Annotated in this window: 13 protein-coding genes and 1 other RNA gene; 4 read left to right on the forward strand and 10 right to left on the reverse strand. The window is 53.0% G+C overall.

Going from position 1 to position 16,018, the window contains the following annotated elements:
* Positions 1-18 precede the first annotated feature (18 nt).
* Positions 19-3,072, reverse strand: coding sequence for a D-2-hydroxyglutarate dehydrogenase YdiJ (gene ydiJ / locus B880_RS0118710; protein ID WP_017348985.1), 3,054 nt, complete (start codon positions 3,070-3,072; stop codon positions 19-21).
* Positions 3,073-3,280: 208 nt separating this feature from the next.
* Here ydiJ and ydiK point away from each other — a divergent pair, with 208 nt between their 5' ends.
* Positions 3,281-4,384 (forward strand): AI-2E family transporter YdiK, encoded by a 1,104-nt coding sequence (ydiK, locus tag B880_RS0118715; RefSeq protein WP_017348986.1) that lies wholly within the window; start codon positions 3,281-3,283, stop codon positions 4,382-4,384.
* A 251-nt stretch (positions 4,385-4,635) separates the two neighbouring features.
* An RNA gene (gene rprA / locus B880_RS26195) (antisense sRNA RprA) lies at positions 4,636-4,742 on the forward strand.
* 207 nt (positions 4,743-4,949) lie between these two features.
* Here rprA and ppsA read toward each other — a convergent pair.
* Positions 4,950-7,325, reverse strand: coding sequence for a phosphoenolpyruvate synthase (gene ppsA / locus B880_RS0118720; protein WP_017348987.1), 2,376 nt, complete (start codon positions 7,323-7,325; stop codon positions 4,950-4,952).
* Positions 7,326-7,752: 427 nt separating this feature from the next.
* Between ppsA and ppsR the strand changes: the two genes are divergently transcribed.
* Complete coding sequence (gene ppsR / locus B880_RS0118725) at positions 7,753-8,580, forward strand: posphoenolpyruvate synthetase regulatory kinase/phosphorylase PpsR (protein WP_017348988.1); 828 nt, start codon at positions 7,753-7,755, stop codon at positions 8,578-8,580.
* 141 nt (positions 8,581-8,721) lie between these two features.
* Positions 8,722-9,768, forward strand: coding sequence for a 3-deoxy-7-phosphoheptulonate synthase (locus B880_RS0118730; RefSeq protein ID WP_017348989.1), 1,047 nt, complete (start codon positions 8,722-8,724; stop codon positions 9,766-9,768).
* Between the two features lie 9 nt (positions 9,769-9,777).
* On the opposite strand, the gene B880_RS0118735 is transcribed toward B880_RS0118730, so the two are convergent.
* The 8 genes from B880_RS0118735 to ihfA form a co-directional block, all read right to left on the reverse strand.
* Positions 9,778-11,211: a protein adenylyltransferase SelO gene (locus B880_RS0118735; RefSeq protein ID WP_017348990.1), complete on the reverse strand. Its 1,434-nt coding sequence runs from the start codon at positions 11,209-11,211 to the stop codon at positions 9,778-9,780.
* Between the two features lie 91 nt (positions 11,212-11,302).
* Positions 11,303-12,028 (reverse strand): EAL domain-containing protein, encoded by a 726-nt coding sequence (locus tag B880_RS0118740; protein ID WP_017348991.1) that lies wholly within the window; start codon positions 12,026-12,028, stop codon positions 11,303-11,305.
* 248 nt (positions 12,029-12,276) lie between these two features.
* Entirely contained in the window at positions 12,277-12,735 is a 459-nt protein-coding gene (locus tag B880_RS0118745; RefSeq protein WP_017348992.1) for a C40 family peptidase, read from the reverse strand.
* Positions 12,736-12,812: 77 nt separating this feature from the next.
* Positions 12,813-13,562, reverse strand: a complete 750-nt coding sequence (gene btuD, locus B880_RS0118750) for a vitamin B12 ABC transporter ATP-binding protein BtuD (protein ID WP_017348993.1) — start codon at positions 13,560-13,562, stop codon at positions 12,813-12,815.
* The gene (locus B880_RS0118755; protein WP_017348994.1) at positions 13,563-14,108 is read right to left on the reverse strand and encodes a glutathione peroxidase; all 546 of its coding nucleotides are present in this window, start codon (positions 14,106-14,108) and stop codon (positions 13,563-13,565) included.
* A 38-nt stretch (positions 14,109-14,146) separates the two neighbouring features.
* A complete protein-coding gene (gene btuC, locus B880_RS0118760; protein ID WP_017348995.1) occupies positions 14,147-15,130 on the reverse strand; it encodes a vitamin B12 ABC transporter permease BtuC in 984 nt (327 codons plus the stop codon).
* 97 nt (positions 15,131-15,227) lie between these two features.
* Positions 15,228-15,515 (reverse strand): DUF2502 domain-containing protein, encoded by a 288-nt coding sequence (locus B880_RS25240; protein ID WP_017348996.1) that lies wholly within the window; start codon positions 15,513-15,515, stop codon positions 15,228-15,230.
* Positions 15,516-15,713: 198 nt separating this feature from the next.
* Positions 15,714-16,016 carry an integration host factor subunit alpha gene (ihfA, locus tag B880_RS0118770; RefSeq protein WP_003853259.1) on the reverse strand — a complete coding sequence of 101 codons (303 nt, stop codon included), beginning with the start codon at positions 16,014-16,016 and terminating at the stop codon, positions 15,714-15,716.
* Positions 16,017-16,018: the final 2 nt, after the last annotated feature.

Consider the following 16,018-nt stretch of genomic DNA (forward strand, 5'->3'; position numbering starts at 1 on the left):
TTCGTCGCCACAATTTTTTTACAAAATTGTTAACAACGCCTGGAGTGGATGACGCATACCACTCCCTTCCATGCGTTTAACCTGGCTACGACAGGAGAAGCCGGTGGCCAGACAACGTTGTCGCGGCAGTTTTTCTAACTGCTGCTGCCATGACAGCGCATAAATCCCGCGCGAATTTTCCAGGTTTTTACTTTCGTGACCATAGGTTCCCGCCATGCCACAGCAACCTACGTTGATGTTTTCCAGCTTCACGCCAAAGCGCGAGAAAATATCCCGCCACTGATCGGGCGTTGAAGGCAGTGAGGTCACTTCCGTACAGTGCGCAAACAGATACCAGGCTTCGCCGCTGGTGGGCTGAATGTTGCGTTCCGCCAGGGCGGTTTGCAGCCATTCGTGTACCAGCTGTACATGAAAATCACCCCGTTTGTCACCCAACGTCTGATTATATTCATCGCGATAGCAGAGCACGGTCGCCGGATCGACACCCACCATCGGCATACCCAGTTTTGCCACACGATTGAGGAAATCAGCGGTTTTACTGGCGGTGCGAGCAAAACGTTGCAGGAAGCCTTTCACGTGCTGGGCTTTGCCATTGGGTGAGAAGGGCAATAACACCGGACGCAGACCCAGTTTTTCAATCAGGGCAATAAAGTCCGTGATCAGCTGCGCTTCATAGAAGCTGGTAAACGGATCCTGCACCACCAGCACATACTCAGCACGCTGCGTAACATCCAGCGCTTCTAACTGCTCCAGCGTCATGTTCATCGCCGGGTGTCCGCTCAACTGCTGCTGCAAAGCAGGCGTCGAGAGCAGCGGTAAATCTACCATCCCGAGATGACGCTGACTCAGCGACTTCACCAACGGTTGCTTGAGGAAGAAGTTAAAGGTTTTTGGCGCTTTTGCCATTAACGGCGCATAACCTTCGACGGCAGCGACCAGATGATCGCCTACCGGGCGCAAATAGCGGGTGTGATAGAGCTGCAAGAAGCGCGAACGGAAGCTGGGTACATCAATTTTTATCGGACACTGCGTGGAGCAGGCTTTACAGGCCAGGCACCCTGACATCGCCTCTTTCACTTCGTGGGAGAAGTCATATTCGCCCCGCTTGGCAAACCAGGTGTTACGCGTGCGGCTAATAAAGGTACGCAGAGATAAACGATTTTCCGGCAGTTCCTTCTCCAACTGATTCGGGTCTACCCCCTGGTCAGCCAGCAGACGCAGCCATTCACGCGTTAGCGTGGCACGCCCTTTGGGCGAGTGAATGCGGTTGCGGGTGATTTTCATCGACGGGCACATCGGGCTACGCGCATCAAAATTGAAGCACAGCCCATTGCCGTTACACTCCATCGCCCCGCGCCATTCGGTGCGGACGGTCAGCGGAATTTGTCGATCGTAGTAACCGCGCTTCACCGCATCCACCTGCATCATCGGGGCTTCGCTGCCGAGCGGCGTACAGATTTTGCCTGGATTGAGACGGTTATCGGGATCGAATACTGCCTTGATGCGGCGCAGTTCATTAAACAGGGTTTCGCCAAAGAACGCCGGGCTGTACTGCGCGCGGAAGCCTTTACCGTGTTCTCCCCACAGTAAGCCGCCGTAGCGTGCGGTGAGCTCGACCACTTCATCGGAGATCTGTTTCATCATCATCTCCTGCTGCGGATCGCACATATCCAGCGCCGGACGCACGTGTAAAACACCGGCATCCACGTGGCCAAACATACCGTAGCTCAGTCCATGCCCATCCAGCAGCGCGCGGAACTCGACAATATAGTCGGCAAGGTGCTCGGGGGGGACGGCAGTATCTTCAACAAACGGGATTGGCTTGGCGCGCCCTTTGGCGTTGCCTAACAGCCCCACCGCTTTCTTGCGCATGTTGTAGATACGTTCAATGCCTTCAACGCTGTTGCACAGCTGATAGCCAATGACACCTGCCTGCTGTTGTGCCATCAGGCTATCGAGCCGTTCACACAGGGCATCTACCTGCCCCGCGATCTTCTCACCATCATCTCCGGCGAACTCGACCATGTTCAGGCCTTGCATATCTTTACCGGGAACATCGGTAATCAGCTCGTTCACGGAGTGCCAGACGATGTCTTCACGCGCCAGGTTTAACACGCGGGAATCCACGGTCTCTACTGAAAGGGCCTCTGCTTCCACCATAAAAGGAGCATTGCGCAGTGCCGAATCAAAGGAGTCATACTTGATGTTGATCAGTCGACGAACTTTAGGAATACGGGTGATATCCAGACGGGCTTCGGCGATAAACGCCAGCGTACCTTCAGCACCACACAGCAAGCGGGTCAGATCAAAGGTCTGCAGATCGTCGCTGAACACATGACGCAGATCGTAACCGGTGAGGAAGCGATTGAGTTTCGGGAACTTCTCCAGAATTAACTCACGCTTATCGCGGCAGCTTTGCAGCACCGCGCGATAAATACGCCCTTCACTGCTGTCGTTTTCTGCCAGGGTTTCCGCTAACTCGGTTGGCATGGCGCGAGTATCCAGAATGTCGCCACCCAACAGCACGGCGCGTAACCCGATCACATGGTCGGATGTTTTTCCATATACCAGAGAACCTTGCCCGGAAGCATCGGTATTGATCATGCCGCCCAGCGTGGCGCGGTTGCTGGTCGATAATTCTGGAGAGAAGAAGTAGCCGTAGGGTTTGAGATAAGCATTGAGCTGATCTTTCACTACCCCGGCTTCCACACGTACCCAACCCTCGTCGGGATTGATCTCCAGGATGCGGTTCATATGCCGGGACATATCCACCACAATCCCCTGATTAAGCGACTGCCCATTGGTGCCGGTGCCGCCGCCGCGTGGTGCGAACACCAGGCTGGCAAAACGCGGCTCTGCCGCCACGCGGGCGATCAAAGCGATATCTGCCGTGGAACGTGGGAACAGTGCTGCGTCAGGGAGTAACTGATAGATACTGTTATCGGTGGATAAGGAGAGACGATCAGCGTAGCTGGTGGCGTACTCGCCGGTGAATCCTTGCGCTTTTAAGGTTTCAAGGAATGTCAGCACCGTTTGGAGCAGACCCGGTGCTTGCGATATTTGTGGGATCATTATTGTTAGGCCGCGATGTTGTAATCGTTTGCTTCTGTCATTCTGACGGAATCTCCCGTTTTATCACATTTTTTTGCTATCCGCTGTTTTTTCGCGGCAACGGATTTCCTCGCTTTTTCCTGGTGTTCAAATCTCCCCAGATCGCTCATGATTAAGGTGGGTGCTCGTCACCCACCCCTAAAGGAGTTTATGAGGTCACAACGTTTCTATGAAAAACCTGCAACGTGGTACGGATTTACCGCAAGTCCTGTTTACCCTGATGTTTATATTGGTGATGATTGCTGCCTGCCTGTGGGTCGTGCAGCCCTTCATTCTTGGTTTTACCTGGGCCTGTATGGTGGTCATCGCCACATGGCCATTGATGCTGAAATTACAGAAGCTGCTGTGGGGTCGACGCTCACTGGCGGTTTTTGCCATGACCATCCTGCTGTTACTGCTGTTCATTTTCCCGATTGCTCTGCTGGTTAGCAGTCTGATTGATAACAGCGCACCGCTGATCGCCTGGATCTCAAAAGGCCATGTCGAACTGCCGGAACTGCACTGGTTGCAGGAAGTCCCCTACTTTGGCGATAAGCTCTACCGTAGCTATCACACGCTGGTCGCCGGTGGTGGAGCTGCGATTATGGCAAAGGTACAACCTTATCTCGGACGGACCACCGGCTTCTTTGTTTCTCAGGCGGGGCACTTTGGTCGCTTCTTTATTCACCTTGCCGTGATGTTGCTGTTCAGCGTACTGCTTTACTGGCGTGGTGAGCGCGTTGCCTATGGCATTCGCCATTTTGCCTGTCGGATGGGCGGCCGTCGTGGTGATGCGGCCGTGTTGTTGGCCGGTCAGGCCATTCGTTCTGTTGCACTGGGCGTAGTGGTTACGGCACTGGTTCAGGCAGTGTTGGGGGGTGTTGGTTTGGCCGTTGCAGGCGTCCCCTATGCCACGCTGCTTACTGTCGTGATTTTTATGTGTTGCCTGGTGCAGATTGGCCCTCTGCTGGTGCTGATTCCGGCCATCATCTGGCTCTACTACAGTGGCGATACCACCTGGGGTACGGTGTTGATTATCTGGAGTTGCGTGGTTGCCACCCTGGATAACGTGCTGCGCCCGATGTTGATTCGCATGGGTGCAGACTTACCGATCATTCTTATTCTCTCTGGGGTTATCGGCGGGTTGGTTGCCTTTGGCATGATTGGCCTGTTCATTGGTCCAGTGGTGCTGGCCGTCTCCTATCGCCTGGTGACGGTGTGGATCCATGAAGTCCCGGAACCGTCGCTGGATGCCTCACAAGTTATCGAAGCGCTTAACGACCACGACGAATAACACGTCATTTGCCTTATCAGGGTGCATTAGCGCCCTGATGTTATCGCCCATTTTTTTCTGACGTTTGTTTAGCCAACTTAAACTAAAAATAGCATTTACCCATACACCCCGCCTCCCACCGTAAAAAAACATTACTTTTCTCACAGTATAAGCTCTGGTAAGCTTGCCTCATGCTCGCTAAGTATTACTGTGTTTAAACTATTAAGAGGATTCTTAATGACGCCGTCAAACGAAGCGAATAAGATAACGGTTAAGTTTTGAATCAACTGGTTGATTTATAAACACCCTTTCCCCTGAGTGAAGTAAAGAATTGCTGTGTGTAGTCTTTGCCCATCCAATGTGATGGGCTTTTTTTTGTCTGTGATTAATAGAAAGAAGTGCAATGAAACGGATAAAAACCGGCAGATGGGCGACTAAAGCTCGCTTTTGTCGGTTTTTTGTACAAAAATCATCGAAAAAGAACGCATTAGCGCAAGGGAAACATCAGCGCAGCGGGAACAGGATGTGAGGATAAAAAAAGGGATGGCAAAATTGCCATCCCGATTGAACAGATTACCTGAACGGTTTAATCAAGTTCGGCCAGACTCAACCAGGTTTCCACCACGGTATCTGGGTTAAGAGACAGGCTATCAATGCCCTCTTCCATTAACCAGGCCGCGAAGTCCTGATGGTCCGACGGTCCCTGACCACAGATACCCACATATTTGCCCTGCTTTTTCGCCGCGCGAATCGCCATGGACAGCAACGCCTTCACTGCCTCATTGCGCTCGTCGAACAGCGCAGAAACCACGCCGGAGTCACGGTCAAGGCCCAGCGCCAGCTGTGTCATGTCGTTCGAGCCGATTGAGAAGCCGTCAAAATGCTCAAGGAACTGTTCGGCCAACAGCGCATTGGAAGGGATCTCGCACATCATGATCACTTTCAGGCCATTTTCGCCACGCTTAAGCCCCTGTTTAGCCAGCTCAGCCACGACCGCTTCTGCCTGCGCCACGGTGCGCACAAACGGGATCATGATCTCAACGTTGGTTAAGCCCATCTCATTACGGACGCGCTTGACTGCTTCACACTCCAGCGCAAAGCAATCACGGAAGTTATCCGCCACATAGCGCCCAGCACCACGGAAGCCCAGCATCGGGTTCTCTTCTTCCGGCTCGTAACGCTCACCGCCCACCAGGTTAGCGTACTCATTCGACTTAAAGTCTGAGAGGCGCACGATGACACGTTTCGGGGCAAAAGCGGCACCCAGCGTCGCGATGCCTTCCGTTAAACGCGCAATGTAGAACTCAACCGGATCATCAAACCCTTTCATTAACTGACGGATCTGCTGTTGGATCTCCGGCGTTTGCTGATCAAACTCCAGCAACGCACGCGGGTGAACGCCAATCATACGGTTGATGATGAACTCCAGACGCGCCAGACCCACACCTTCATTTGGCAGGCAGGCAAAGTCAAACGCCCGGTCCGGGTTGCCCACGTTCATCATAATCTTCAGCGGCAGATCAGGCATTTTGTCTACGCGCGAACTGGTGATGTCGAAATCCAGCAGATCGTCGTAGACATAACCCGTGTCACCTTCCGCACAGGAAACCGTCACTTTATGGCCTTCCTGGATACGGTCAGTGGCATCGCCACAGCCAACTACCGCAGGAATGCCCAGCTCACGCGCAATGATTGCGGCATGGCAGGTACGTCCGCCTCGGTTGGTCACAATGGCGGAGGCTTTCTTCATGATCGGTTCCCAATCCGGGTCGGTCATGTCGGTCACCAGCACATCGCCTTTTTCAATCCGGTTCATCTCACTGATGTCATGGATAACTTTCACCGGACCCGCGCCAATACGGTGGCCGATCGCACGTCCTTCGGTGACCACTTTACCGCGCGCTTGCAGGGTATAGCGTTCCATCACCTGACCGTTAGAGCGGACCGTTTCTGGACGTGCCTGCACAATAAACAGCTTGCCGGTGTGGCCATCTTTGGCCCACTCAATGTCCATTGGTCGTTTGTAGTGCTGTTCAATCAGTACCGCCTGGTGCGCCAGCGCCTGAACTTCGTCATCGGTTAACGAGAAGCGGTCGCGGTCAGCTTCCGGTACATCTTCAATGCGCACCTGCTCACCGTGCTCTCTGGAATCCCCGTAGACCATGCGGACTTTTTTCGAGCCCATGGTGCGACGCACAATGGCGGGACGTTTCGCCGCCAACGTCGGTTTATGCACGTAGAATTCGTCAGGGTTAACCGCACCCTGTACCACCATTTCCCCGAGACCAAACGCCGAGGTAATAAATACCACCTGATCAAAACCAGATTCAGTATCAATGGTGAACATCACGCCAGAGGACGCCAGGTCAGACCGGACCATCCGCTGGATACCAGCAGATAACGCCACGCCACGGTGATCGTAACCCTGGTGTACGCGATAGGAGATCGCGCGGTCGTTAAACAGCGAAGCATACACGTGCTTCACCGCCACCATCACGGCCTCGATGCCCTGCACGTTGAGGAATGTTTCCTGCTGGCCGGCAAACGAGGCATCCGGCATATCTTCTGCGGTCGCAGAGGATCGCACCGCAAATGACGCTTCGTGGTCATCTGCTGAAAGTTGTTCATAAGCAGCCAGAATAGCGGCTTCCAGTTCAGGCTGGAACGGTGTTTCCACCACCCACTGGCGGATCTGTTTACCTGCCTGTGCCAGCGCGTCAACATCGTCGATATCAGTCTGGTCTAACAGCTGATAGATGCGTTGATTCAGGCCGCTCTGCTCCAGGAATTGATTAAACGCGTAAGATGTCGTGGCATAGCCGTTAGGCACGGAAACGCCGAGAGACGACAAATTAGTAATCATTTCACCGAGGGAAGCATTCTTACCGCCTACCTGATCAACATCATGCATACCCAGCTGGTTGTACCAGAGCACGAGCGACTGTTCGCCTACGTTGGACATTGCAATTATCCTTTTCTTTGAATGGTCACATGGATCATTTTGCTATTCGCAGACACCACACTCGCACAATTCCGGATTATTTACTAATTGTTGAATCGTGAAAGCGTGAAAGAAAACACACTTTCAGACAACTACCGGTCAGGCAGCACTGTTGCGCAAATCGCTATCTGTAAAACAGCAGGAAAATAACTAACCCTGAAAATTCATAGTGATAGGATGATTCACTTTTGCGCAATAAAATAAAAATCCCACGGGCATTTCATTTATTGCCTGTATTCAGCGGATAATTGAGGTGCTAAAGTCTGTTTTAAACTGGAATAGAAAAATAAAATCCATTTTTTATTATTTTGGATTTTTTGTTCCAATTAGCACTTTGCATCGACTCTGTTAATGTAATGTAAATTAATTCGCACTCGCAGGTTCAATCATGACAACTGAAAGAAGCGTGTTTTATATCTCGGATGGCACCGCCATCACCGCTGAAGTGTTAGGCCATGCCGTTTTGTCACAGTTTCCCGTGGGAACACAAAGTGTGACGCTGCCGTTTGTGGAGAATGAGCAACGCGCGCTGGCCGTTAAAGCGCAGATCAACACCCTGTATGAGAAAAGCGGGATTCGTCCGCTGGTGTTTTTCTCGATTGTGACGCCTGTAGTCCGCGAGATCATTTTGCAAAGTGAGGGATTTTGCCAGGATATCGTGCAATCGCTGGTGGCCCCATTACAACAAGAGCTCGGCGTTCCCCCCTCTCCCGTTGCCCATCGCGCTTACGGGCTGACGGCCAGTAACCTGGGCAAATATGATGCGCGTATTGCGGCCATCGACTATACGTTAGCCCATGATGACGGCATTTCGCTGCGCGGGTTGGAAGACGCACAGGTGATTCTGCTGGGGGTTTCACGCTGTGGTAAAACGCCTACCAGCCTCTATCTGGCGATGCAGTTTGGTATTCGTGCCGCTAACTATCCCTTTATTGCGGATGATATGGATAACCTCAAATTGCCTGCTGCCCTGCGCCCCTTCCAGCACAAGCTGTTTGGCCTGACTATCGATCCGGAACGGCTCTCTGCCATTCGCCAGGAGCGCGCGGTCAACACGCGCTATGCCTCCATGCGCCAGTGCCGCCTTGAGGTTGGCGAAGTCGAAGCGCTGTTCCGCACCCATAAAATTCGTTACCTCAACAGTACCAATTACTCTGTTGAAGAGATTGCTACGCGCATTCTCGATATCACCGGTTTGACGCGCCGTATGTTCTAAAGTCAATTTGTAAAGCCAGGCTGCCGCTTGCCGAGCGGAAAGATGCACATTCAGTGGGTTGAATTCGCTGCTATTTGCTTTATCGTGACCAGCATAACTTCCCGGTATTTCACCGTGCGAAGACCCAATTCTGGATCCACCATGACAAAGACAGATGAATTACGTACCGCACGTATCGGTAGCCTGATTACGCCAGCCCAGCTGGCCGATGCCCACCCGATTACTGATGACATTGCCGCCCGCGTGACGGCTGCGCGCCAGCGTATTGGCCGCATTTTGACCGGAGAAGATCGCCGCCTGTTAGTGATTGTTGGTCCCTGCTCAATCCACGATCCTCACGCCGCCGTTGACTATGCAGCTCGTTTACAGGCCTTGCGTGAACGCTACCAGGATCGGCTGGAGATTGTGATGCGCGCCTATTTCGAAAAGCCGCGCACCGTCGTGGGCTGGAAGGGGCTGATTTCCGATCCCGACCTTGACGGTAGCCTGGATATCAATCGCGGCCTTGCCCTGGCACGTAAGGTGCTGCTTGATATCAACCGTCTGGGTATGCCGACCGCTACCGAATTTCTCGATATGGTGACCGGGCAATTTATTGCTGACCTGATCAGCTGGGGAGCCATTGGCGCACGCACCACCGAGAGCCAGATCCATCGTGAAATGGCTTCCGCCCTCTCTTGTCCGGTAGGCTTTAAAAACGGCACCGATGGTAACGTGCAAATTGCGGTGGATGCTATCCGCGCGGCACGCGTCAGCCATATGTTCCTCTCGCCGGATAAGACCGGTCAGATGACGATTTACCAAACCAGCGGCAATCCCCATGGGCATGTCATTCTGCGCGGTGGCAAACAACCGAACTACAGTGCTGTGGATGTGACGGCGGCGGCACAAGCGCTGCAACAGCACCATCTGCCCGGTCAGTTAGTGATTGATTTCAGCCACGCCAACTGTGCAAAACAACATCGTCGTCAGCGTGATGTCGCAATGGATATCGCTCAGCAACTGCGCGACCGTTCGCTTAACGTCGCCGGCGTGATGATTGAGAGTTTCCTGCAAGAGGGAAATCAGAAAGTGGTGGCAGGCCAACCGCTGACCTACGGCCAGTCGATTACTGACCCTTGCCTTGGCTGGGAAGATACTGAAGAGGTACTGGCGATGCTGGCCGAAGCCGTTACGCATCGCCTGTAAACGCAGGGTTTAGCTGGAACAACTCACTTCCAGCGTTTTCCCCCACTCCGGAGGCCGCTGGCGCAAGTCGCTGGCGGTCTCCTGACTATAGGGGGTTTGTAGCGCCTGATGTAATCGCGCCAGCGCCGTGGTATCCCCAAGCTCCGCCCCTTCAATCGCCTGTTGCGCCAGATAATTGCGCAGCACCAGTGCGGGATTCGCCGCCTGCATCACCTGTTGTCTCTGCTCATCCGTCGCTTCATCCTGAAGCAAACGCACACGATAGCGTTGATACCAGGCATCAAACGCTTCACGATCAATAAATTCATCGCGCAACGGTGAGCGGGTACTGTGCTGCTCGGTATCGCTCAGCAGTCGGAAGGTCAGGGTGTAATCACTGCGCTCTTGCGCCATCAAACCTAACAGTTCGGTCAAAATCGCGTTGTCATTGGCATCTGGCGTCAGTAAGCCCAGCTTCGCACGCATCTTTTCGCCCCAGACGCGCATAAGTTCAGGCTCATAGCTCGCCAGCGCCTGCTTTAGCTGTTCCGTGGTGAGCAGCCCTGACAAACTGTGTGCCAGCCGGTTCAGGTTCCACAGCCCCACAACAGGTTGATTATCAAAAGCATATCGCCCCTGATGATCGCTATGGTTGCAGATGAAATCGGGCTGATAATCATCCATGAAGCCAAACGGGCCATAGTCGAGGGTCAGCCCAAGAATAGACATGTTATCGGTGTTCATGACGCCATGTGCAAAGCCAACGCTTTGCCAACTGGCGATCAGCCGCGCAGTACGCAACACAATGTCGCTGAACCACAGCAGGTAGCGATCCTCTTCATCCTGCCACTGCGGCCAGTGGTGACGAATGGCGTAATCAGCCAACTGCTGGACTTTATCTTGTTGTTTAGCGTAGAAAAAGTGCTCAAAGTGGCCAAATCGCAAGTGACTCTCAGCGATACGCATCAGCATCGCACCGCGCTCGGTGGTTTCCCGGTACACCGGTTCATCACTGATGGCGATCGCCAGCGCGCGGGTGGTGGGGATGCCCAAATGGTGTAACGCCTCGGAAGCCAGGAATTCACGCACACTGGAGCGGATCACAGCGCGCCCATCCCCCATGCGAGAATATGGCGTTAAACCGGCACCTTTGAGGTGCCAGTCAACTTTACGCCCATCGGAAAGACGTTGTTCGCCCAACAACAGGCCTCGGCCATCGCCTAATTGTCCGGCCCAGACACCAAACTGATGGCCACTGTAGACCTGTGCCAACGGGCGCATGCCTGGCAGTAGCTGTGCGCCATGCCATACGCCCTGGCTGGCATCAAACAACGCGGGTGCCAGTTCGAGTTCTTCGGCTAATGGAACGTTGTGGTACAACAGACGCCCTCCCGCCAGAGGGGTGGGCATTACGGGAGAATAACAGTCTGCCAGTTCATCGAACCAGCTGGTAATAAAGGACATAATCACTCCTGCATGTTGCGTGTGCACGACATGCTTTGGCTGCTTTGCTTACAGTTTACCCCTGATTCCATAAGCAAAACAGCCGTGGTGATTAAACAGGCTGCGTGATCTCCGGAGCAGGATTCACCGGACACCAGGTGGGTATTTCATGAGCAGCAATTGCCGGGAAAACCCGCCCCTGAATTAACGATCCACTGATCCCACTCAGGTTTGCCAGCATCTCTTCGTTATCGATACCACTAATAATTACCCCCTCGCTGTGGCTGCGGAAATTATCGACGATACTCTGAGTAAATGCCTGGAATGAACTTCGGCGCGCCAGAGCGTGAATAAACTTCTCATCCAGTCTCAGGCAGCTAAAAAGATTATCATAAACCGCATTAGCGGTGGTTTTCCCTGCACCAAAGCGCGAGAGCGACAGCCTGAATTGCTGTGCCAAAGACGCTAATAATGGATCATTTTTACCCAGGGACAACTGTGGAAACGACTCATCAATATCCAGCAAAAGAAAACTCAGCTGTTTTATTCGACGAACCAGTAATTCGCTGATCAACATCGACTGCACCATTGGGTAATCCAACGGTAGAATGATGTTAATATTGTGCGCCGTAAAACACCCGGCATTACTCTCAATCAGGCTAATTTGTCTTTGTAGCAGCCACATACGGTGCATCTCGTCCAGTTGAGATAAAAGCACCTCTGTACCTGCTCGTGTTAACTGGCTGTGCAGCACAAATGCAGCCAGCCCCCCAGCAGCGTTATAAACAGGATAAAACCAAAATTCCGACTGAATGTCGGCAGAAGATTCAATTTTCATTTCTACAGCCAGTAATAGTGGCAACCCTTAGATCCTATCTCATAGAAAACGGACTCGCAACTGCGACAAACCCCAGAGAAGAGTAACATCTTGTCCGTTAAAGTTCGGTTAAACAACGTTTTTATTCCCTAAGCCAAATAGTCGCGTTTTTATTTGAGTTATTACTGCACTCCGTGCGAAGGCCTATTTTTCTCTCCTTCTGTCACGACATATGTAGACCGGCAGCGCATCCCTATTTCTTCTGGCTATTATAATCTTCTTGCCTGCCAGAATACTTTTCGCCAGTAGCTATTATTCAAAGACGATCGCGTGACGCCAACACGGGTAGAGGCATGAATGAAGGTGTTATCACGATCGTAGATCCCGACATGCAAACCATTTTCCCCCTCGCCGGTTTTAAAGAACACCAAATCCCCTGGCACTAAATCCTCTTTACGCACACGGGTACCAAAATCGCTCTGTTCACGCGTGGAACGGGGTAGCTGCATCTCAAACCTGTCGCGGAAGGTCAGATAGACAAACCCGGAACAGTCTACTCCTCGATGGCTCAAACCCCCGTAACGATATGGGGTGCCGTGCCAACGTCCAAGTTGCTGATTAAGTTGCACCGCCACGGCGCGGGAATCGGACAAACGACCAGAGGGGGAAGGCGCATGATGTGAACAGCCAACCAAAAATAACACCAGTAAAAGAATCCCTGTGCGCATGGTTTTTATCCTTTTATCGGCGTTTACAGGTAACGGCAGATAATGTAGCGGGAAATAATCCCCTCAGGCAAGTTTTCTCAAACTGTGCTCAATAACCACGGCTGTTGCTCAAATTCGACCAGCCGAAAAGCAAGGCCATATAACCGTGAAAGCCGCGCCGGTGTCATCACCTGTTGCGGGGTGCCCTGCGCAATAATTTTCCCCTCGCCCATCAGCCAGACTTCATCAGCATGATGCAGGCTGTGATTGAGGTCATGACCGCTGGTAATCACCGTGACACCCTGTTCACACAGCGCCTTGACCACAGTGTCCATCATTTTTTGTTGCGCAATATCCAGCCCGGTGAGCGGCTCATCCATAATCAACAGCTTGCCTGCGGGATTACACACCGGATCGCACTGCAGTAATACCGCAGCCAGACGCACACGTTGCCACTCTCCGCCAGAGAGCTGAGTAATATTGCGAGACAGCTTGTCGTGCAGATGTAGCCGTTTTAATAGCGTTTCCAGCTGCGCGGATTGCGCCACGCCGGAAGATTGTTGGTGCAGCTGCAAATAGTGGTAAACCGGCATACTGCTCGGTGCCGGCTGCTGCTGTGGTAACCAGGCGCGCACTTTTGCCAGCTCTGCCCCTGACCACTGTTTCAGCTGACGCCCTTCCAGCCAGATCTCCCCCTGCACCGGCTGAAGACCGGCCATTGCCGCTAGCAACGTGCTTTTCCCGGCACCGTTAGGCCCCAATAAATGCAGCAGGACACCGCGAGAAAGGGAGGCGGAGGTGGCAGAGAGACGCCCTGGCACCAGGGCATCTTGCAGGACTAACGGCATTTATTTTGCCAGTTCGGCTTGAATGCTGTTGCGGATAACAGCATCGTCCGGGGTCATATCCGGTGAGAAGCGCTGAATCACCTCTCCCTGGCGATTAATCAGGAATTTTTCAAAATTCCACAGGATATCGCCAACCTGCTTTGGTCCCTGCCCTTTATCAATCCTGCGTTGCAGGAAACCACTCTCTGCCGGGGTCTGAGCCTCTGGCTGTGCAGCAATCAACTGTTGATACAACGGATGACGATGCTCACCATTAACATCGCCTTTCGCCAGCAGTGGGAAACTGACACCATAGGTGGTGCTACAGAAGGTTTTAATCTCTTCGTTGCTGCCTGGTTCCTGCTCAAGGAACTGGTTGCACGGGAAACCTAAAACGCTAAAGCCGCTGGACTGCCACTCCTGCTGTAACTTCTCCAGTTGTTCATACTGTGGCGTGAGACCACATTTAGAGGCGACGTTAACCACCAACAGGACCTTGCCCTGCCAGTGGCCCAGTGTGGTGTGTTCGCCTTCAATGGTAGTCACTTCGGTTTGGTAGATGCTCATGTCAGTTTCCCGTTGGGTTCATTCAGTGAGGATGCGCTTCAACGCGCCGTTTTTAACAATAAAGCGATAAACAGCGGAGCACCGACGGTGGCGGTCACCACGCCGATGGGTAGCTCCGCAGAGGTTAATACCAGTCGTGCCAGAATGTCCGATGCCAGCAGGACGCAAGCGCCCGCCAGGGCACTCCCCGGCAGCAGATACCGATGGTCGTTCATGCCGCTCAGGCGCAACAGATGCGGGATAACTAAGCCAACAAAGCCAATGGCACCCGCCAGGGCCACGCTGAGGCCTACCAGCCAGCCTATCGCCAGTACCAGTAGATTGCGCCAGCGTAGCAGCGACAGCCCCAGTTGAAGCGCACTGGTTTCGCCCAAGGCCAGTAAATTGAGCGGCCGTGCCGTCGCTATCAGTGCGAGGGTAACCGGGAGTAATCCCGCCATTAACCCAGTGTAGCGCCAGTCAATGCCACTAAAGCTCCCCATCATCCAGTACATCAACTGACGCAAATCGAGACTGGTGCTGAAATAGACAGCCCAGGTCATGGCCGCGCTGCAAATAATACCTAACGCAACACCGGTCAGTAATAAGCGGCTGGTCGACATCTGCTGATGAGCGAAACGCAACAAAATCAACGTCATGACCAATGCCCCGGCAATCGCCGCCAGGCTCAGACTCCACAGCGCACCGCTGCCAAGCAGCACAGCCAGCACCAGCCCGATACCCGCGCCGTTGGAAATACCTAATAAGCCGGGTTCCGCCAGAGGGTTGGTAAAAAGCGCCTGCATAACCACACCGCTGACGGCTAATGCCGCACCGACCAGCACCACCGCCAGGCTACGTGGCAGACGGAGTTGCCAGACAAAGAGCCGGGCATCGGCAGAGAGCCAGTGCTCAGGGCCAATCCAGCTTTCACCTGCACATAAACTGATGGCAAACAGCAGCAATAGCAACAGCGTTAGCGCGAAGAGCCTGCGACGATGGCCTCGAGCGGCCTGATATGCAAATTGCTCCAGCAGAGCCATAGATAAGATCGGATGAGAAAACAGACGTTTGATTGTAGTGCGATTGGCTGAAAAAGGAAGGAGCAATCTGCGGTGCCAGGGGGCACCGCAGTAAACCTTAGTGGCGAGGTGGGGCTTTATCTTCGTGGGGTTTTACTGGCGCATGCTTGCCCGGAGGCTGTGCCTGCCAGCCGTTGCCGTTCCAGTAACCGTGTGGGCCTTTCAGACCCACATTGCGGCCGTGGTGGTTTTTCCACCATGCTGGCTGACGCCACTGGTAACCATCCCAGTAGTTGCCGTGTTTATCACGTTCACCGGTCTGGAAGTGACCCGCAGGACCCGGATTTGCACTTGCCAGCAGCGGCATTCCTAACAGAATGCTTAAAAATAGGGCTGTCTTTTTCATCAGCTTTAACCTCTTGTTTTGTGTTGCAATGGTTATAGCAAACACCGTTCTTCGTCACTATCAGAGGTTGACGATTTGCGGGCTATTTTCCTGAGCCTTACGGAAAACTGACACTGTGGAGAGATCGTGAAAGGCCGGAATACAATAAATTTTAGACATAAAAAAAGGCCGCATAAGCGGCCTTCTATTCAACTGAAATCAGTCAGTTTCTTTCGGTGTTGCATTTTCGACACGGCTTTTCAGTTTCTGCCCAGGTCGGAATGTCACCACGCGACGCGCAGTGATCGGGATATCTTCCCCAGTTTTCGGGTTTCTTCCCGGCCGCTGATTCTTGTCACGCAGGTCAAAATTACCAAACCCGGACAATTTTACCTGTTCGCCGTTCTCAAGCGCGCGACGAACTTCTTCAAAAAACAGCTCAACCAGCTCTTTCGCATCGCGTTTACTCAACCCGAGCTTTTCAAACAGGTATTCAGACATTTCAGCTTTTGTAAGCGCCATAG

Source organism: Pantoea sp. A4 (assembly GCF_000295955.2).
Lineage (GTDB): Bacteria > Pseudomonadota > Gammaproteobacteria > Enterobacterales > Enterobacteriaceae > Pantoea > Pantoea multigeneris.